At 69.4% G+C, this 18,672-nt stretch carries 21 protein-coding genes and 1 pseudogene; 9 read left to right on the forward strand and 13 right to left on the reverse strand.

Features of this window, described 5'->3' with window-relative positions; translation table 11 throughout:
- Positions 1–281 precede the first annotated feature (281 nt).
- The 5 genes and pseudogenes from AB0H54_RS21600 to AB0H54_RS21620 all read right to left on the reverse strand — a co-directional run bounded on the left by AB0H54_RS21600 (position 282) and on the right by AB0H54_RS21620 (position 1,948).
- Positions 282–488 (reverse strand): hypothetical protein, encoded by a 207-nt coding sequence (locus tag AB0H54_RS21600; RefSeq protein WP_357347188.1) that lies wholly within the window; start codon positions 486–488, stop codon positions 282–284.
- A 128-nt stretch (positions 489–616) separates the two neighbouring features.
- Positions 617–790 (reverse strand): annotated as a pseudogene (locus AB0H54_RS21605) (cold shock domain-containing protein); the annotation flags it as partial.
- 58 nt (positions 791–848) lie between these two features.
- The gene (locus AB0H54_RS21610; protein WP_357347190.1) at positions 849–1,064 is read right to left on the reverse strand and encodes a hypothetical protein; all 216 of its coding nucleotides are present in this window, start codon (positions 1,062–1,064) and stop codon (positions 849–851) included.
- Positions 1,065–1,193: 129 nt separating this feature from the next.
- Entirely contained in the window at positions 1,194–1,505 is a 312-nt protein-coding gene (locus AB0H54_RS21615) for a hypothetical protein (protein WP_357347192.1), read from the reverse strand.
- Positions 1,506–1,528: 23 nt separating this feature from the next.
- Positions 1,529–1,948, reverse strand: coding sequence for an HSP20 family small heat-shock protein (locus AB0H54_RS21620; protein WP_357347194.1), 420 nt, complete (start codon positions 1,946–1,948; stop codon positions 1,529–1,531).
- Positions 1,949–2,105: 157 nt separating this feature from the next.
- Here AB0H54_RS21620 and AB0H54_RS21625 point away from each other — a divergent pair, with 157 nt between their 5' ends.
- Complete coding sequence (locus AB0H54_RS21625; RefSeq protein ID WP_357347196.1) at positions 2,106–2,438, forward strand: MerR family transcriptional regulator; 333 nt, start codon at positions 2,106–2,108, stop codon at positions 2,436–2,438.
- Positions 2,439–2,494: 56 nt separating this feature from the next.
- Here the strand turns inward: AB0H54_RS21625 and AB0H54_RS21630 are convergent, their stop codons facing one another.
- The gene (locus AB0H54_RS21630) at positions 2,495–5,509 is read right to left on the reverse strand and encodes a Tn3 family transposase (protein ID WP_357347198.1); all 3,015 of its coding nucleotides are present in this window, start codon (positions 5,507–5,509) and stop codon (positions 2,495–2,497) included.
- 161 nt (positions 5,510–5,670) lie between these two features.
- Here AB0H54_RS21630 and AB0H54_RS21635 point away from each other — a divergent pair, with 161 nt between their 5' ends.
- Complete coding sequence (locus AB0H54_RS21635; RefSeq protein ID WP_357347200.1) at positions 5,671–6,138, forward strand: NUDIX domain-containing protein; 468 nt, start codon at positions 5,671–5,673, stop codon at positions 6,136–6,138.
- Positions 6,139–6,162: 24 nt separating this feature from the next.
- Here the strand turns inward: AB0H54_RS21635 and AB0H54_RS21640 are convergent, their stop codons facing one another.
- Positions 6,163–7,284, reverse strand: coding sequence for an acyl-CoA dehydrogenase family protein (locus AB0H54_RS21640; RefSeq protein ID WP_357347202.1), 1,122 nt, complete (start codon positions 7,282–7,284; stop codon positions 6,163–6,165).
- A 90-nt stretch (positions 7,285–7,374) separates the two neighbouring features.
- Between AB0H54_RS21640 and AB0H54_RS21645 the strand changes: the two genes are divergently transcribed.
- Positions 7,375–8,076: a winged helix-turn-helix transcriptional regulator gene (locus tag AB0H54_RS21645; RefSeq protein WP_357347204.1), complete on the forward strand. Its 702-nt coding sequence runs from the start codon at positions 7,375–7,377 to the stop codon at positions 8,074–8,076.
- Positions 8,077–8,085: 9 nt separating this feature from the next.
- Here AB0H54_RS21645 and AB0H54_RS21650 read toward each other — a convergent pair whose 3' ends face one another.
- Positions 8,086–8,724: a pyridoxal 5'-phosphate synthase gene (locus AB0H54_RS21650; RefSeq protein WP_357347206.1), complete on the reverse strand. Its 639-nt coding sequence runs from the start codon at positions 8,722–8,724 to the stop codon at positions 8,086–8,088.
- 122 nt (positions 8,725–8,846) lie between these two features.
- Here AB0H54_RS21650 and AB0H54_RS21655 point away from each other — a divergent pair, with 122 nt between their 5' ends.
- The 3 genes from AB0H54_RS21655 (at position 8,847) to AB0H54_RS21665 (ending at position 12,064) form a co-directional block, all read left to right on the forward strand.
- Positions 8,847–9,086, forward strand: a complete 240-nt coding sequence (locus AB0H54_RS21655; RefSeq protein WP_357347208.1) for a hypothetical protein — start codon at positions 8,847–8,849, stop codon at positions 9,084–9,086.
- A 73-nt stretch (positions 9,087–9,159) separates the two neighbouring features.
- Positions 9,160–10,368, forward strand: coding sequence for a site-specific integrase (locus AB0H54_RS21660; protein WP_357347210.1), 1,209 nt, complete (start codon positions 9,160–9,162; stop codon positions 10,366–10,368).
- A gap of 139 nt (positions 10,369–10,507) precedes the next feature.
- Positions 10,508–12,064: an amidase gene (locus AB0H54_RS21665; RefSeq protein WP_357347212.1), complete on the forward strand. Its 1,557-nt coding sequence runs from the start codon at positions 10,508–10,510 to the stop codon at positions 12,062–12,064.
- Between the two features lie 85 nt (positions 12,065–12,149).
- Here the strand turns inward: AB0H54_RS21665 and AB0H54_RS21670 are convergent, their stop codons facing one another.
- Positions 12,150–12,635 carry a nitroreductase family deazaflavin-dependent oxidoreductase gene (locus tag AB0H54_RS21670; RefSeq protein ID WP_357347214.1) on the reverse strand — a complete coding sequence of 162 codons (486 nt, stop codon included), beginning with the start codon at positions 12,633–12,635 and terminating at the stop codon, positions 12,150–12,152.
- Between the two features lie 339 nt (positions 12,636–12,974).
- On the opposite strand from AB0H54_RS21670, the gene AB0H54_RS21675 reads away from it, so the two are divergent.
- Positions 12,975–14,297 (forward strand): family 1 glycosylhydrolase, encoded by a 1,323-nt coding sequence (locus tag AB0H54_RS21675; protein ID WP_357347216.1) that lies wholly within the window; start codon positions 12,975–12,977, stop codon positions 14,295–14,297.
- A 38-nt stretch (positions 14,298–14,335) separates the two neighbouring features.
- Positions 14,336–15,055 carry a TetR/AcrR family transcriptional regulator gene (locus tag AB0H54_RS21680; protein ID WP_357347218.1) on the forward strand — a complete coding sequence of 240 codons (720 nt, stop codon included), beginning with the start codon at positions 14,336–14,338 and terminating at the stop codon, positions 15,053–15,055.
- Between the two features lie 7 nt (positions 15,056–15,062).
- Here AB0H54_RS21680 and AB0H54_RS21685 read toward each other — a convergent pair whose 3' ends face one another.
- Positions 15,063–16,061, reverse strand: coding sequence for a diiron oxygenase (locus AB0H54_RS21685; RefSeq protein WP_357347220.1), 999 nt, complete (start codon positions 16,059–16,061; stop codon positions 15,063–15,065).
- Between the two features lie 194 nt (positions 16,062–16,255).
- On the opposite strand from AB0H54_RS21685, the gene AB0H54_RS21690 reads away from it, so the two are divergent.
- Positions 16,256–16,414, forward strand: a complete 159-nt coding sequence (locus AB0H54_RS21690; protein WP_357347222.1) for a hypothetical protein — start codon at positions 16,256–16,258, stop codon at positions 16,412–16,414.
- 35 nt (positions 16,415–16,449) lie between these two features.
- On the opposite strand, the gene AB0H54_RS21695 is transcribed toward AB0H54_RS21690, so the two are convergent.
- The 3 genes from AB0H54_RS21695 to AB0H54_RS21705 all read right to left on the reverse strand — a co-directional run bounded on the left by AB0H54_RS21695 (position 16,450) and on the right by AB0H54_RS21705 (position 18,641).
- Positions 16,450–17,043: a hypothetical protein gene (locus tag AB0H54_RS21695; protein WP_357347223.1), complete on the reverse strand. Its 594-nt coding sequence runs from the start codon at positions 17,041–17,043 to the stop codon at positions 16,450–16,452.
- 139 nt (positions 17,044–17,182) lie between these two features.
- Positions 17,183–17,902: a WHG domain-containing protein gene (locus AB0H54_RS21700; protein ID WP_357347225.1), complete on the reverse strand. Its 720-nt coding sequence runs from the start codon at positions 17,900–17,902 to the stop codon at positions 17,183–17,185.
- Between the two features lie 7 nt (positions 17,903–17,909).
- Entirely contained in the window at positions 17,910–18,641 is a 732-nt protein-coding gene (locus AB0H54_RS21705) for a MerR family transcriptional regulator (RefSeq protein WP_357347227.1), read from the reverse strand.
- Positions 18,642–18,672: the final 31 nt, after the last annotated feature.

Consider the following 18,672-nt stretch of genomic DNA (forward strand, 5'->3'; position numbering starts at 1 on the left):
GTCCGCCGCAGGTCGACTCTCACGTTACCCCGGATAACAGACCGTTATCCGGGGTATCAGCGCAGCCGGGGCGCGTGGACGCCGTCGCGGGAGGGGCGTGATCTGGCCGGGGTCAGGCCGTTGGCTGTGGTGACCGGGCCGAGGCGGGCGGCAAGGTGCGAGTCGGGGGGTGCGGCGGCGCCGCATCTCCCAGTAGTAGCTCAGTGCTACTGCGCCCCAGCCGGCGGTGGCTGCGGCGCAGGCCAGCACGGTCGCCGCGAGGACGAGGGCCAGCGCGGTGTTCACGCCGCCCCCCGGCGCGACGGAGGCGTGGGGCGGGGATGACCGTGCTCGCCGGAACAGGTGGTGCCGGAACAGGCGGTGTGGGCACGGGTCGGGGTGACACCGTCCATGATCTCGGTCCACCAGTCGTCGAGGGGGCTGGGTTCGGGCCAGCAGACGACTCCGCTGTCGCCGGGGGTCGGGGTGGGCGTGACGTTGCGAGGCATAGGGGGTCTACTCCTGGCAGGACAGGGGCGGTGGTTCAGGTGGCGCGGCGTCGGCATCGTGGCCGGAACCGCGGCCGGTCGCCGGTCTGGGGTTCGGTGCCGGGTCGGTGGTAGGTCAGGACCCGGGCGGCTTCGGGGCCGCGGCCGGTGTCGGTGGTGGTGAACACGACGCGCTGGCCGGAGTGCAGCGTCTTGTAGCCGGGGGACTCGATGGCGGTGTAGTCGCAGAACACCGGCGGTCCGCCGTTGTCGGGGCGCAGGAACCCGAAACCCTTCTGCGCGTCGAACCATTCGACCTGTCCCGCTGTCCAGTCCGATGCCGTCTCATCAGGGTGAACGGGGTCGGTGGCGGGCTGCTGGTCAGTGGGCCAGTAATGCGAGGTCGTCATCATCGTCGTAGGGGGTGCTCCAGGCTTGCTCGAAACGATCGGCCACATCGGCGGTATCGAGTCCGGCCGGGCCGGGTGTGGCGGTCTGGACGGCGTCGAAGTCCGGGCCCAGGTCGCGGTCGGCCTCGTCGGCGAAGGTGTGCTGTTCGAGGCGGTCGGCCTCGGACGCGGTCGGTAGCACGGTCATGGCGGTCCTCCTCGTACGGGCTCGTGGGACGGAGTCGGTGGCCGGGCGCGGTGCCCGGCCACCGGGACCGAAGGAAAACGTTGTTCAGCTCATCGGAAGAGTCGATGTCGTGGATCTGTCGATTGCGCATCACCTCACTTCGAGAATTTGTGTGATCGGGACAGCGCGGCCGTTCCGCCGCCACGGAGGGCTGCGCTGGGTCGGTGTCCACTGCGGTGAGCTCGGCCGGGCCGGTGGTGGGTAGGCCCGCTGTTGTCGTGGTGGCCGGTGCCGGTGGGGGTCACCGCCGCCGGGGCGAGCCGGTGGCCGCGGTGGTGGATCGATGCCGGTGAAGACGGCTTCGATCTCGGCGACCAGGTCGGCGTAGTCGGGATCCAGCGCCCACAGTTCGGTGTCGTCGCACCAGCGGTCGGGCGTGGTGTCGATGATCGAGGCAGACATCGTCGAACCTCCCATCGCACGGCTCAGGCGTTGATGGCCTGGCGTTCGTCGTTGCGGGCGATCTCGATCTTGCGGGGCTTGGCCTTCTCGGCCACCGGGATGATCAGGCGCAGCACTCCGTCGCGGTAGTCGGCGCGGATGGCGTCGGTGTCGAGGTTCTCGCCCAGGAACAGCTGTCGGGAGAACACGCCGCGGGTGCGTTCGGCCGCGATCATCGTCCTGCCCGAGTCCAGGCCCGGCCGTGACGCGCGCACGGTCACCACGTTGCGCTCGACATCCAGATCCAGCGAATCCGCGTCGATACCCGGCAGGTCGAGCTCGACGAAGAACTCGTCGCCGTCACGCCAGGCGTCCATCGGCATCGCCGCCGGGCGGGCGGGTGTCCCGAACACCTGCTGGGTCAGACGATCCAGGTCACGGAACGGATCGGTACGCATCAGCATGGTCGCCACCTCCAACTCACTCCATTCTCGGTAGATTCTCGGCCAGATAACCTCTGCCATCCGGCATAGATATTATTTAGCACTCGACTCAGGAGAGTGCAAGTGTCTACATGAGATAATCTGGATTCGAGTACAGAAGACGAGGTGAGGACAGGTGATGGACCCACAACGCGACACAATGCCGGGCGCCGGGCGGGGGGTGTATGCGATCTCGGTGGCCGCCGAGCTGGCCGGGATCGGGGTGCAGACCCTGCGCCTCTACGAGCAGCACGGCCTGCTGATCCCGGCTCGCAGTGCCGGGGGCACCCGCCGCTACAGCGGCGCCGACCTGTCGCGGCTGGCGCGGATCACCACCCTGACCGGGGAGGGTGCCAACTTGGCCGCGGTCGCGCGCATCCTCGAACTCGAAGACACCGTGGCACGGCTACGCGAACAGCTCCGCACCGCTCAGCAGCCACCGCAACACCCGCCGACCGCCGAGCAGGGCTGACCGGGCCCGTCCGGGGTAGGGCCGCGGCCGATTCATCCCGCAGGCCGTCGCCTGAGTCAGAACAGGGTGTCGCGGACCCGCAATGGCCGATACCCGGTCGGCCCGAGCGCGGCGAGTTCGGCGTCGATGTCGACTTCGATCGCGCCGAAGAAGTTGATGTTGGCGCTGTGCGCCGGGGAGATGTGGGCCAGGACCTCGTCGTCGATGCGTTGCCCGGCCCGGCGCATCTGCTGCGCGGCGAGCCCGTAATACTCGGTGGTCCAGGCGATCACGGCGTTGGTCGCCAACGTCAGGCACCACGCTTGTTCGGTCTGCTGTTCGAGGTGGCGCGCTCGGATCATGCCCTCGTGGGCGTAGAGCAGGTCGCGGCGCAGCGCGTGCAACGATTCGCCCTTGTTGAGCTGGCGGGAGATCTTGCGCCGGTAGTCGGGGTCGGAGAGGTATTTCGCGGCGTAGATGGTGCGTCGCAGTGCCCCGTACTCCTTGAGCGCTGCGGCCAGGGTGTTCTGACGCCCCGAGGCCGAGAGCTTGCCGACCAGCAGGGAGGCGGTGGCGTGCCCGAACTTCAGCGACCCCGCCAGGCGCAGCAGGTCGTCCCAGTGCTCGGCGATCAGCTCCAGGTTCGCCTTGCGGGTCATCAACGGTCCCGCGTGCGGGAACCGAGCCTCGGCCTCGGCGCGCGGGCCCGGCCGGTAGAGAGTGATCCGGCCCAGGTCCCGGATCCGTGGGGACAGCTGCATCCCGAGCAGGTCGAACAGCCCGAAATTCACGAGCGTGACCCCGTGGGTGTCGGTGGCGTGCTCGGTGATCGGCAGATCGGTGGCGTTGCCCAGGATCTCGTCGAGCACGTAGTGGGCTTCGCGTCTGGTCGCCACGATCACCTTGGTGCCGTAGGTGGCGTGGGTGTCGGTGACATGGGTGTAGGTCGACAGGCCCTGATCGGCGAAGTAGCGGCTCATCGGCCGCGCGGTCGTCGACTTGCCGCGCGTCGGGAAGCGCTGCCCGTCGCTCGAGGACACAGTGCCGGTCCCGAACACCGTGGTCAGCGGAAGCCGCTGGTGATAGTCGATGAGCACCAGATTCGCCGCGCGCAGGGTCTCCTCACGCACATACCATTCGTCGGTCCAGGACAGGATGTCGTAGCTGATGCCGCAGGCCTCGGCCATCCTGGTCAACCCGAGGTTGGTCGAGTGCGCGAGCAGCACCGCGATCAGGTTGCGTTTCAACTCCGGCGTGCGGGTGGCCTGGCCGCCGGCGTGGGTGAAGCAGTCCAGGTAACCGGTGCGTTTGTCCAGCTCGATCAGCAACGACACGATCGGCGCGAACGGCAGCATCTCGGTCAGCTCGGCCTTGAGCGCGATCGCCTCGGCCGGAACGTCTTCCGCGGTCAACGGCGAGATCACCAGGTCCCCGTCCTCGTCGACCCGCACCGGGCCCTCACCCTCGGCGAGCACCGTCTCCAGCTCACCGAGGGCGGTGTGTAGTTCGTCGACGACGCCGGCCAACGCGGCGCCGGGATCGGCGGACCGGCCGACCAGGCGACAGAATTCCTCGCGCTGTGGGGCCCACGCCTCGTCGGTGAGCAGGTAGGCCGCGGGGTCAGCGTAGCGGCGTGAGCCGGGCACGAACACGTCCCCGCTGCGCAACCCGTCGCGCAGCCCGAGCAGCACGCACAACTCCCAGTAGTGCCGATACGCCGTGGCGCTACCGGTTTTCCGGGCTTGGTCGAGGTAGCCGCGCCACTTGGTCGGCACGAACCCGGTCGGGGCGTCGTCGAAGACCTTGCGCCGCCCGGTCGCGTTCAGCTCGCGCAGCATCGCCACCGCGACCAGCAGCTCGGTCGCGGCGGTCCCGCCGGCGAAGCGCACCGAAGCCAGCACCGCCGGGGTGAACTGGCGCAGATAGTTGTAGGAGGAATCCAGCGCGGCCAGATGCCCGTGATCACGGGGAAGGCGCGGTTTGGCCTGCGCGATCGCCGCGCGCAGGCGTTCCCATCCGATCTTCTCTCCGCGGATCAGCCCACCGATCTCCTCATCCGCGACAGCCGGGTCGGTGACGATCGCCAGCAGCTCGTCGAGCAACCCTTGGCGGTCCTCTCCTGTCTTGCCGCGTTCGGCCAGTTCCTGCTGCATCCGGCGTTCGGCGGCCCCGAACTTCGCCGAGATCGCCTGATCGAACAACGCGACCACCTCGTCGAGCACGTCGGTGCCCGACTGGGCCAGCACGGTGAGCAGGATCGGGTACCGCCGCTGCGGATCCCGGCGTTCCAGGGCTTGCGGGGTCAACCGGCGACCCACCGCGGCCAGGAACCGGCGCCGCTCGGCCGGTAGCGCCGACAGGTCCAGGCGATCAGCACCCAGCCCTCGCAGGAACGCCAGCTTGTCGACCTCGGCGCGCACCCCGGCCGCCGAGGCCTCCACCGGCCCGGTCGACAGCCACCGCAACCGCGAGATCCCCAGCGAGGCGTCGGTGGCCAGCAGTCCGTCCAGCTCCGCGCAGCGAGCCGGGGTGAGTTCGTGGGCCAGCCGGTCATAGGTCTCGGTCTGAGCCTGGTGGCGGGCGTGCGCGACGCGCTCGACCACGGTGACCGGGCCGGGCCGGATCACCCGCGCCGAGATCAGGTACTCACATCCCAGCCGGAACAGCAGGGTCGGGGAATCGTGTTCCATCGCCCGCGCGAGCAGGAACTCGTCGAGTTCCTTGAGTTCGAGCGCACCGGCCGCCCGCCAGCCCAGGTACTGCGCGGCCAGGCGCACGTGCTCGGTGCGGGTCTTGGCGCGCCGGCCGTAGCCACCGATCTCTACCGGATCCACCCCGAGCTGCTCGGCCAGACGCGCCACCGCCACCGGCGGGGCCGTGACCAGGCGGTCCGGCACGAATCCCAGCCACGGCAGCGTGCACAATGCGATCGCCAACCCCAACCGGTCCGCCGGGCCACGCCCGCGGCCCGGATCGACGAACGCCAGATCCGACGGCGTCAAAGTGAAGTACCGGAACAGTTCCTCGCGACTGATCTCGGGAAACCCCCGCAGACGTTCCAGTTCCTCGTCCGCGAACATCCGCGTCGCCACGAAACCCAGCCTCCACCAGAGCCGACCAACATCATCCCCGGCAGCCAAGCACCAACGCGCCCCACACGCACACCGAGCACGAGAACCGGTGCCCAGCAGGCGGCTACGCCATATCCGCCCGATTTTCGGCGGATGCTACGGCTACCCCTAGGTTTGCGGGAATGAGTTTCCGGCTGGCCGCCTACGCCGTGTGCATCGAGGACGGTCGGGTGCTGCTGGCCCGCCATGTATCGCGGACCGGCGAATCCACCTGGACCCTGCCGGGCGGCGGGGTCGAGCATGCGGAGGATCCGTTCGATGCGGTGACCAGGGAACTCACCGAGGAAACCGGCTGCCACGGGGTCGTCGAACGCTTGCTCGGGGTGGACTCGCGGGTCATTCCCGCTGCCGTGGCACGAGCCGGAACCGAACATCAGAATGTCGGGATCTTCTATCGAGTCCGCATCACCGGCGGTCACCTCCGGCCCGAACCCGACGGCGACACCGCCGAGTCGGTCTGGACTCCGATGACCGACGTCGCGGGCCTTCGCCGGTCATCCCTCGTCGACATCGGACTCCGCCTGGCCCGGACCCTTCCCGCCTCCGGGCATGTCGATCCCGTGCCGGTCAGCGGGTTGATCCAACACTGAGAACCACCGGCGGGCACGGCGCGATCAGTCGATCGGGCTGTGACCCAGCAGCACCCGACCGCTGAAGCGGGTCTGCTTGGCGCGGGGCAGGGGATGGAACTGACAGCCGTGGATGTCGCGGTAGAGGCGCTCGAGCTCGCAGGCGCGGGAATAGCCTGCGCCGCCGGTGGTTTCGATGGCCAGGCGGACCGTGGTGATGAGCGAATCCGCCGCGACGGTCTTGCGGCTGAGGGTGCGGGCCGCGTAGGCATCGGTATTGGCGAAGGTCAGGTCCTCGGAGTCGGCGAACATGGCGGTGATCAGGTCCGAGGCGGTCGTGTAGGCGTTGAGCATCTCGCCCGCCGACTGCACCGTGTGCGCTTCGGTGCGACCTTCGAGCATGTGGGCGGTCAGGTCGACAGCGGTGTCGGCGACACCGAGATAGGCCGCCAGCACCAACGGCAGCGCCGCGCCGATCACCACGTTCAGCACCGGCGGCCACGGACCGGCCGGACGGATCAGCGAGATCGCGGCGTCCGGGACGAACACCTCGTCGAGCACGACGGTGTGCGATCCGCTCGCACGCAAGCCGAACGAATCCCAGGTCTTGTCGATGCTCACACCGGGCGCCGTCATCGGCACGGCGAAGTGCAGGACCTGATCCTCGAAGCGGACGCTGGTCACCAGGACGTCGCCGACCTCGCAGCCGCTCGCGGGCGCCTTCCTGGCACTGACCGAGTAGCCGCCGTCGACGCGCGCGGCCGCGCCGTTGGAATCGACCCAGTCCGACGCCCCGGTGCTGACCAGGATCGCGCCCGCCGCCACCTTGGCGAATACTGCGGACGCGTCGACGCCGTGCTTGTGCCGCCAGACCTGCGCGGCCACCAGATGCGAATGCATGGCGAAGGCGACGGCGGTCGACGGATCATGGCGACCGAGCTCCCGCAGGATCTCCCCCATCTCCCGATGGGTGGCGCCACCGCCGCCGAACTCGACCGGCACGAGCGCGGCCGAGAGTCCGTCGGCGCGGAGCCGGTCGAACGCGGCGACGGAGATCTCGCCGGTGCGGTCCCGCTCGGGGACCTCCGAACGCAGGGATTCACCGATCGCGCGGGCCAGGGCGACGCGGTCGGTACGGGACGTGGTGTCGGAAAATGTGGAAGTCATGTTTCGAAGGTAGGAAGCGCCGCGATAACCAGATAGTCCAGAAAGTGGACTCCCCCGGTCCAGGAAATGGACCCCGTCGGCGAGGTGACCATGACTGATACGACCGCAGGCTACGGCCAGTACTGCCCGATCTCCCGCGCGCTCGACGTGCTCGGCGAACGCTGGTCGCTGCTCATCCTGCGCGACCTCTACCTGGGCACCACCCGCTTCAACGACCTCGCGCGCGGTCTGCCCGGCCTGTCCCGCAGCCTGCTCGCCAAACGGCTGCGCCAGTTCGAACGCGCCGGGCTGCTCGACAAGATCGGTGCCGACCACCTGCTCACCGAAGCGGGCACCCAGCTCCAGCCGATCCTGTTCGGCCTGGGCGAATGGGGTGCCCGCTGGACCTTCAGCGCACCCCAGCACGAGGAACTCGACCCCGCCCTGCTCGTGTGGTGGATGCACACCCGCGTCGACACCTCCGGATTCCCAGGCAGGCGCCACGTCCTGCAGGTCCGGTTCACCGACGACGTCCGCCGATTCTGGATCGTCGTCGAGGCGGGCACCCCCTCGGTGTGCGAGGCCGACCCCGGCTACCCGGTCGATGTCGCCATCGTCGCCGACGTGGCCGCCCTCTACGAGGTCTGGCTCGGCCGCATGCCGCTGACCCACGCCCAGCGCACCGGACGGGTGACCTTCGCCGGTCCGGCCGCGCTGACCCGCCGCATGCCCGGTGTCCTCCAGCTGAGCCCGGTCGCCGGCTACGTCAGCGAAGCCGCCCTCGCCGAGAACCCCACCGCGCGCGCGTCCTGACGACGAGCCTCACGGCCACAGGCGTTCGCGGACCCAGGTGTCGTCCACGCCGCGGTACCGCAGCCGGAGATGCCGTCGGTCGTGGCTCGCCTGCCAGAACTCGACCTCGACCGGCGCGATCAGGTAGCGCGTCCAGGTGTCCGGTGCCGTGCCGGGGTTCTCGTCGACCCAGCGTTCGGCCTCTCGTGCCGCCGCGGTCAGCTCCGCCGGATCGTCGAGCACCTGGGACTGCCGTCCGATAAACGCCTCGACCCGCGAGGCCGGTGGCCGGGCGAGGAAGTCCGCGGCGGAGACGTCCGGCGCGGCGGGAGTCACCGGGCCGCGCAGGCGGACCTGCCGACCGCGCCCCGGCCAGAAGAACGTCAGCGCCGCGTGCGGAGTCTTCGCCAACTGCCGGCCCTTCGGGCTCTCCGAACTGGTGGCGATCGCCCACCCCGACGGACCGACATCCTTCAGGATCACCACGCGCGCGTCGGGAGTGCCGTCGGCGTCCACGGTCGACAGCGTCACCGCGTGCGGTGCCAGCACGTGCTCCCCGGCCTCGGTCAGCCAGTCCAGGAACAGCTCGTGTGGTGTCGGCGGAGCCGAGTCCGGGTCGAACGCCGGGAGCTCGGCGGGAAAGGAGGCCCAGCCACGCAACGAAACCATGCCCCGACGGTACGGCCGGCTACCCACGCCCCGATCATCCACCCACTGTGAAAACGTGTCGGTTATCACTACCGGCCCGCCTTGTTGGCGGCGGCCGTAATCAAAACGTTAAGGTTTCAGGCATGGTTCGTCACGGAGCAGCGCACACCGACCCGGATGTGCCGAATGTTCCTCTCCCCCAGCAACATCCGGCACGTCTCGCACCCGTCGACGAACCCGCCGGCACCCCCGAAACCGCATCGGACCACGTCGACGACCATTTCCCGCGACTCGGCGACACCAGCTTCCTCACCACCGCGGCCCGGCATCGGCTCGCCGCCTACATCCACACCAAGCTCGCCGAACTGGCCGAGATGCCATGACGGTCCGCCGATGACCTAGGCTCGAACGCCAGGAGTCATCGGCGACAGACTGATTCACGCGAGGAGCGGCGACGTGAGCGGCAGCGACGCAGCGGTCGTCCTTCCCGAACAGGTACGGACCGAACTGCGCCGCGGCGTGCGCAGCGTCCTCGTCGACACCGCCGCGCTGCGCCTGGTCCGCGAACGATTCGACGACGGCCAGGCCGACGCCCTGCGCCGCTACCTCGAAGCCTCCCAGTCGGCGAACACCCTGCGCGCCTACCGCACCGACTGGATCGCCTGGGCGGGCTGGTGCGCCGCCGAGCACCGGCAGGCCCTGCCCGCCGACCCGCTCGACGTCGCCGTGTACCTCGCCGCGGCCGCCGATGCCCGCCGCGACAACGGCACCTGGGCGTTCAGCCCCGCCACCCTCGACCGCAAGTCGGCCGCGATCGCCGCCGTGCACGCGGCCAACGGACTACCCTCGCCGACCCGCTCCGACGTCGTCCGGCTGACACTGCGCGGTATCCGGCGCACCCGCCGCACCCCGCCGACCCGCAAACGTCCCGTCCTGCTGCACACCCTCGACCAGCTGCTCGCCGAACTCCCCGACCCCGGGTGGCCCACCGAGCCCGCCCGGCGCCGCGACGCGCTCGCCCTGCTGGTCGGCTTCGCCGGCGCCCTGCGCCGCAGCGAACTCGCGGGCCTGCGCGTCAGCGACGTCCACGTGCGGACCGATCACACCACCGGCGAACCGCTGCTCGTCGTGCATCTGCCGACCACCAAGACCGACCCCACCGGCGTCGCCGAGCAGCGCATCGCCCTACCGCGCGGCAAACATCCTCGCACCTGCCCCATCTGCGCCTTCGCCGACTGGATCCGGCTCCTGGAGGTGCACGCGGCGGCGGGTGACCTCGGCACCCGCACCTGGACGGCCGACCATCCTGTGGCCGACACGACGATCCATCGCTGCCACGGCTTCACCGGCACCCCGCTTGCCGCAGACATCGACCGCCCGCTGTTCCCCACGATCAACCGGCACGGCTCCGTCGGCGCGGCCCCGCTGTCCGGGCGCGCGGTCGCCGCACTCGTCAAACGCTATGCCGCCCGCGCCGGCCTGGACCCCGACCTGTTCTCCGGCCACTCACTGCGCGCGGGCTTCGCCACCCAGGCCGCCCTCGGCGGCGCCAGCGACCGCGAGATCATGCGCCAGGGACGCTGGGCGAACCCCCGCACGGTGCACGGCTACATCCGTACCGCGAATCCGCTCGAAGACAACGCCGTCACCAAACTCGGGCTCTGATGGGGTAACTCCGGCGAGATCCACGCGAGTGCCCGCCGCCGAACACCGTAGTCGCTGTGACATCTATCCCGTTGTCCGAAAAAGCATTTCATGGCCCGAAAAAGTCGGATCAACCCGAGTCGACACCGTGACCTGCGAAATGACGAAATCGCTGCGTCGATCGGTGAAATCGAGGCCCGAATTCGACTGTCCCGTTGCGCCGAGAGATTCTTTATGGCTGCAGAAGCACGCCGATACCGTCCGCTGCATGGAGTGGAATTTCCGATCAGCCGAAGAACTCGCCACCGCCCTGCGTGCCGGTGAGGTGACCTCAGCGGAACTGACCGAAGCAGCGATCGCCGGTATCGAACGCGACGACACCTCGATCAACGCGATCTGCGTGCGGACCTTCGACCGCGCCCGAGCCGCCGCGCAGCGGGCCGACCGAGCACGCGCCCGCGGCGAAGACCGCCCCCTGCTCGGTATCCCGGTGACGGTCAAAGAGAGCTACAACATCGCCGGGCTGCCCACGACCTGGGGAATGCCGCAGCACGCGAATCATGTACCCGCCGAGGACGCGGTCCAGGTGACCCGCCTCGAGGCCGCGGGCGCGATCGTGCTCGGCAAGACCAATGTGCCGCTCGGACTGCAGGACATCCAGAGTTTCAACGCGATCTACGGCACCACCAACAACCCGTGGGATCACACACGCACGTCGGGCGGCTCCTCCGGTGGATCGGCGGCGGCTCTGGCGTCCGGATTCGGCGCGCTGTCGATCGGCTCAGACCAGGCCGGTTCGCTGCGTACCCCCGCGCATTTCTGCGGCATCTACGCGCACAAGCCATCCCGCGGGCTGGCGGCACCGCGCGGAATGGTTCCTCCGACCACGCCCGCCTGGCCGGTCGACCTCGACCTCGCCGTCGTCGGCCCGATGGCGCGCACTGCCCGCGACCTCACGCTGCTCCTCGACGTCATGGCCGGGCCCGATCCCCTGACCCTCGGCGTCGGGTTCGATCTCGCCCTCCCGCCCGCCCGTCACCGACAGCTCGGCGACTTCCGCGTCCTGGTCCTCGACGACCATCCACTCATTCCCACCGGGTCCGCGGTGCGAGCGGGGGTGAACCGGGTGGCCGACGCGCTCGTCGACGGCGGCGCCCACGTCGACCGGCACAGTCCGCTGCTGCCCGATCCCACCGAAGCCGCGACGCTGTACATGCAGTTGCTGTTCTCGGGCTCCGTCGCCTACTTCCCCGTCGACGAGTACGAACAGCTCCGCCGCCGCGCCGCCGAACTGGACGCGGACGACCAGAGCCTGGACGCGACCCGGCTCCGCGCGATGGTGTTCAGCCACCGTGACTGGCTGGCGGCGAACAACCTTCGCGAACTCCATCGGCACCGCTGGCGGCAGCTCTTCACCGAGTACGACGCCGTGGTGTGCCCGATCACGCCCACGCCCGCGTTCCCGCACGACCATCACCCCCATCCCCTGGAACGCCGGGTCGATATCGACGGCACCACGTACCCGTACTTCGACCAGCTCGTCTGGGCCGGTGTGGCGACCACGCCCGGCCTCCCCGCCACCGCCATACCGGCGGGCCGCTCACCCGAGGGCCTGCCAGTGGGCGTACAGCTCATCGGTCCCATGTTCGAGGACCGCACCCCGTTGCGGCTGGCCGAACTGCTCGAACAGAGGATCGGCGGCTTCCGGACACCGTAGCGCGCACCAGCTCGGACAGCGCAACGGTGCCGAGCGCGGCCCGAACCGGGACCGGCAGTGGAAGGGAACCCGGTACGACCTCGGGTCAGTCGGCGATGCGGTCCAGCCGGAAGATGCGGAACTCGCGGCCGCCGGAGCGTTCGAACTCCATCTCGTAACCGGGCCAGAATTCGACGGCCAGATCCCAGACGCGCTTGCGCTCGACGCCGGTGATCTCGGCGACCGTCACCGGGAAGGCGGAACTGCTGTTGTAGCGCACCGAGGCGGTCCGGGCCGCGCGCAGATTCGCCGACCACGCGGGATGTTCCGGCTTGCCCCAGTTCGAGCCGACGAGATAGAAGCCGTCGCCGTCGGGGACGCACAGCAGCGAAGTCGTCCGCGGCTGGCCGGACTTGCGGCCGACCACGGTGACCTCGATCGACGGCAGGCCGGCCAGATCCAGAACTCCCCACCGGCCACCGCTGAGCCTGCGCAGCAGTCGTTCGGTCGGCAGCACGATGCCCGCACCGCGCATGACCCAGGGCTGTGCGGCGAATTCACGTGCGAGGGCAGGTAAGGGGTTCCGCGGCATCTTGAAATCCTGTCTCGAGCGAAACGGATACCTCGACTCGGAACGGCCTGCTGAGAGACAACTCACTCGCCCACCCGGAGCGCCGCCGCGACATGCGGGCGAGAGGGCCCTTCCCCGTCTATGCAGTGGAGCGGTGTTGACGTTCGGACATGTAGAGAACCTGTGGGCGGCTGGGATATCGAGGTGAGGTTACATATTTAGATGCGCATATCTACGTAACCATATGTTGTAGTCGAGGTTCGGGTTGGTGCGACGCCGCACCGGCGGGATTCCCGGAATCCGCCGTCTGGATGACGCACACTGGACAACTCCCCCACCTTCCCTTCAGGAGTGAGTGCCATGCCCTCCCCCAGCGGTCGCCGATTCCTCGCCACGGTCGCCTTGGCCGCCGCGACACTCCTGACGACCAGCCCCTCCCCCGCTCTCGCCCGCCCGCAGGCACCGGCCCACCTCGCACCCCTCGGGCCCGAATTCCTCTGGGGCGTGGCCGCTTCCGGATTCCAGGCCGAAGGCGATGCGCCGGACAGCAATTGGCGTCGCTACGCCGCGTCCGGTGCCACCCAGGACCCCTACCTGAACTCGGTGGACTTCCACACCAGGTACCGCTCCGACATCGCACTCGCCGCGGATCTCGGTGTGCGCGTGTACCGCATCGGCATCGAGTGGGCGCGGGTGCAACCAGGGCCCGGGGTCTGGGACGACAGCGCCCTCGCCTTCTACGACGACGTGGTCCGCACGATCACCGACGCGGGCATGCGCCCGATGCTCACCCTCGACCACTGGGTGTATCCGGGCTGGGCCGCCGATCGTGGTGGCTGGCGCGATCCCGAGATCGTGTCGAACTGGCTGGCGAGCGCGCGAGTGGTGGTCGACCGTTTCGCCGGCGCGGACCCACTGTGGGTGACCTTCAACGAGCCCACGTTCTACCTCGTCAACGAGGTACGCAAGGGCGGGATCGGCGTGGCCGACGTCCCGGCCATGGGTGACCGGATCGCCCAGGCGCACAACAGCATCTACGACTACATCCACTCGGTGCAGCCCGGCGCCCAGGTCACCAGCAATATCGCCTTCATCCCCGGCGTCGACGACGCGGTCAGCGGGCCTTTGCTCGACCGGATCGCCGCCCGCCTCGACTACATCGGCATCGACTACTACTACGGCGTCTCCCCCACGCAGCTCACCGTTCCCGACTTCGACCGGCTCTGGACGCTGCCACTGCAATCCGAGGGCATCTACTACGCACTCGACCACTACGCCCGCCGCTTCCCCGGCAAGCCGCTCTACATCGTCGAGAACGGCATCCCCACGGAGAACGGCCGCCCGCGCGCCGACGGCTACACCCGCGCCGACTCGCTGCGCGACACCGTCTACTGGCTACAGCGCGCGGTCGCCGACGGCATTCCGCTCATCGGCTACAACTACTGGAGCCTGACCGACAACTACGAATGGGGTTCCTACACACCACGATTCGGCCTGTACACGGTCGACGTGCTGACCGACCCGACACTGACCCGGACCCCGACCGATGCCGTCGCGGCCTACCGCGCGATCACCGCGGGCGGCGGGGTCCCGGCCGACTACCGCCCGACCAGGGCGCCGGTCCCGTGCTCGCTGGTCGACGCGGCGACGAGCTGCACCGATCCCGTGTCGGTCCCTCGGTAGCGGTTTCCGCGCGTGCCGGGTGCTCTACACTCGGGCGGGTGTCGAGCGCAACGTCACGCCCCTCCAGCGCCGTGAGCGGCAGACAAGCCCGATGGCAGCCGCACAACGACAGCCGCCGGGAGCGGATCGTGCTGTCGGCGGTCGAGTTGATCGAGCAGGCGCCCGCCGGCGTCGAGGTGCCGATCGTCCAGATCGCCGAGAACGCCGGCCTGGCGAAATCCGTGGTGTACCGGCAGTTCGCGGGGCGGGACGAGCTCGATCGGCGGATCCGCAGCGATATCGCCGACCGTTTCGTCGCCGATATCGAGGACGCGCTCGATATCGCCGACGGGTCCATCAACAGCATTCTCGTGCGCACGGTCGGCGCCGTGGTGACCTGGATCGAGGACCATCCCCGGCTGCACGACTTCCTGCGCACCGGCCCCTCGGACGACGATTCCGAGATCGACGCGATGAGCGCGCTGATCGGGACCATCGCGGCGTCGACCAGAGCCTTGGTCACCGGTCTCGCCGGTGTGGTCGGCGTGAGCGACGACGGCTCGGCCGACACGATGACCTTCGCCATCGTGTCCATGACCGAGGCCACCGTCACGCGCTGGGCCAACGACCCGAACCCGGTACTGACCAGGGACCAGCTGATCGAGGAGGTCGCCTCCTACGCCTGGCACGTGGTCGACGGTGTCGCCCGCCGCCACGGCCTGACCCTGGACCCCGACCAGCAGCTGGTCGAGATCATCACCCAGCTCGCCACGGGCTGAACGCCGCTCAGGCGACCCGGCGATGTCCGCGTTCGGGCTCGCTGCGATAGCGCGAGGCCGGACCGTCCACACCGAGCGTGCGCCACAACCGCCGGGCGATCGGGTTCATCAGACCGAGGTCGTCGGCCAGCTTGCGCATGTCACCGAAGTAGCCCGACAGAATCTTCTGCGAGTGCTCCGACTTCCAGAACGCCTGCTCGATCACCTCGCGGGGAATGTCGAACTCGCGCTCGAACGAGCGCGGCGGCGCCATGATCTCCCCGGCCAGCCAGCGCATGGCGATCGGGAACGCGACCGAACACGCGCCGCGATTGAACTTGCCCATCCGGCCGACGTGCGCGGCCAGGAACTCGCCGGCGAAGGAGATGTGGCGCGCTTCCTCGGCGATGTGGATCTCCATGGTGCGCAACACCATCGGCGGCATGGACGCGCCCTCGCGGATGACCGCCTTCTGATAGTGGTCGATCGGTTCCTCGCCACCGAGGATGCCGATGAACAGGATCGTGTGGGCGTAGCCGCCCGCGACCCCGATCAGCGGTGAGAGCACCTTGAACATGGGCCGCATCCCCGGCACGTCCACCCCGATGCGGTTCACCAGTTCCTGGAACATCTGGATGTGGTTGCACTCTTCGGTCATCTCGTGCAGGCAGTACCGGAACTCGGGCGAGCCGTTCGGCAGCTTCATGATGTACTGCATCATTCCGCGGATCAGGATGCTCTCGAAGGCCGCGCCGACCTTGATGGTGTTCGAGATCCGCCACTTCCCGATGGCGATCTGCCGGTCCAGCGGCTGATCGCGGTACCACTGCGTGGCGCCCAGCGGGTCGACGTCGGGTGAGAGAACCCAGCGCACGTCGTTCGGGTCAAGGGCGAGCTCCGGCGAATCCCAGTCGATATCGAGGTAGGGATCGAAATGCCGGTCGACGGACCCCTGCGAAAGGGTCGCCAGCGCATCTCGGTACTCCTCGGCGATGAGTCCGCCACGGCTCGATTCGGTCAGCGTCATCGGTGCCTCCTCGGTTCGCGTCCGGTCGGCGGCACTGTAAGCGCCGTCACACCGGTTGATCCGAGAATAACTGAGACTTACGGTCCCACACAACCCGCCACACCGACTTGTGACCGCCGGTCGAACCCACCGGGCATCCCGTCGCGGAACACGGGAACCGCGACGGGCGCTCGTTCGTCTGAGTAGACATGGGGATGTTCAGCAGAAGGCGCCGAAAGTCCAAGCGGCGCAACAGATCGGACGACACCATCGAAGACGGCGGCGTGGTCGGCGAGGTGCTCATCGAAGGCGCGACCACTGTCGCGCGGCTGATCGGCCGGGTGGTGTCGGGAATCCTGAACGCACTCACCTGAAGAATCTCGGGGACGTTCAGAACTGCTCGGCCAGGCTATTCGACGAGGAGGACGATCAGTTGGCGGGCCAGGTCGGCGTCGCCCGGGCCGCCCAGCCAGACCAGGGGGCGCCGGGGGTCCAGGCGGTCGAGGGCGTCGGGTAGGGAGCCGAAGACGCGGTCGGCGCGGACGACGCAGACCTGTGGGACCACTTCGGAGACGTCGGGGCCGCCGTCGATATCGAGGGCGAGGGAGCCGGTGGAGGCGTCGCCGGCCACCGCGTCGCGGACCACGGCGTCGCCGGACTCCGAGGCACCCGAGCCGCGATGCACGACCTCGTGGCCGGGAGCGCTGGCCCAGTGGTCGAGCCAGGCGGGGCCCGGTTCGACCGCGGCCAGGACCGAGCGCACGCTCATGCCGTAGAGGACATCGGCGACCGCTGCGGGCAGGCCGGCGAGGTCGACGGAGCGGACGAGCGAACCGTGTTCGCGCAACCGCGCGGCGAACTCGGCGAGGACGGCGGCCCGTTCGGCGGGATCGACGTCCTCGCCGTTCCGCGACGACCGCCGCATGGGCACCCGACGCTCGTCGTCGGGAAGGTCCAGCAGCCCGTCACGGACGCGGCGCAACATCTCCTCGCGTGAATTCACTCGGGCACTCCCGTTCGTTGGCGACACCCGTGGGCGTCGCCGGATACACATCTCTCTTTCCACATACCGTGGGAATCAGCTCGATCGCTACGGTACCGACCGGTCCACACTAGGCGGTCCGCCACACCGAACCGAACAGCTAGTTCACGGCAACGTTCGCGAACCCGAGCATCCGCAGCATCTGGTCGATCTGGAGTTCGAACACTTCGGCCCGGTCGGCGAAGGTATCGCGGCCGTACATGTCGAAGACGTCGAAGTTCACCGCGCCGAACAGGGTCGTCCAGGTGGTGAGGCCGGCCACGATCAGCCAGTCCGGGGCGGCCATGCCGAATTGCCCGCGAATTGCGGTGAAATCGGCCGCCGCCGCCGGTGACACCACCGGTTCGACGGCGGGAGCGCTGAGCTGTCCCGCCCGGAAGGCACTGTCGATGATGCCGAGCAGGGTCGCGATCACCCGGATTCCGGGCGTCTCGGTGTCCTCGGCGGGGGCGGCGTAGCCGGGCACGGGGGTGCCGAACAGCAGGCCGTACCAGGCCGGCTCGGCCAGTGCCCAGGTGCGCACGGTCCGGGCGACCACACGGAAGCGCGTCGCCGGGTCGTCGGGCGCATCGGCCAGGGCCGCGTCGACGGCGTCGCCGAGAGCGTTGTAGCCGTCCACCACGAGCAGGGTCAGCAACTCGTCGCGGCTGCGCACGTACCGGTACACCGCCGACGACACCACGCCCAGGTCGCGGGCGACGGCACGCAGCGACAACGCGGCCGCGCCCTGCGAGGCGAGGTGCTCGCGGCCGATCCGTTTGATGTCGGCGAGGGTCTGGGCGCGCGCCAGTGCCCGCGGCCCCGGTCGGTCGGTACTCATCTCCCGATCATCGCGCACCCGCGGCACGGTCCAGCCGCCGCCGCTCGGCTGTGTCGGCGACCGGCTCGACGACGCCCGCCGCGCGTTCGATCTCGGCGGCGAAGGTCGCGCCGCCGACCTCCCACGCCATGGCCAGGAACTGCTCGTGGAACCGGCTCAGGTCGACACCGACGTCCTCGCCGCCGTACCCGGTGCCCGCGGCCGCGCGGATCGTGCGCACCACGTCGTCGGCCAGCTCGGCGATCCGTTCCCGGATCAGGGTGCGCAGGACGCCGCTGAGGGTGATGTCGGTGCCGACGTCGTAGAGCACGAGCGCGCCCTTCAGCATCGGGCGGTCGGGCACGAACCAGGTGTCGTCACGACGCTCGAGGTAGCCCGCCGCGATGAGCTCGGCGAGGACATCGGTGCCGCGATCGCCGAGCAGTTCGGTCAGCTCGGCGTCGTCGACGATCACCGTCCGCTCCCCCGCCTGCACGGCGCGCGGATCGAACAGCGTGCGCCAGTCGCCCGCACCGGGCGACGGCTCGGCGTCGAACACCTCGCGGATGGCGTCCAGGCGCAGGCCGCGGGCCTGCATGGCGACGATGTCGCGGAGCCGGTCCAGGTGCGCGTCGGAGTAGACGACCTCCTTGCCCGCGCGGCCGGGTTTCGGCAGCACGCCGAGCGAGTGGTAGTAGCGGATGGTGCGCGCCGCGACGCCGCTGACGTCGGCGAGTTCCGCTCGGGTGTATCGGGGCACCCGACCAGCATAGGGCCGCCCGCGCCGGACT

The sequence above is a fragment of the Nocardia sp. NPDC050718 genome, assembly GCF_040654235.1.
In the GTDB taxonomy this organism is placed as follows: Bacteria; Actinomycetota; Actinomycetes; order Mycobacteriales; family Mycobacteriaceae; genus Nocardia.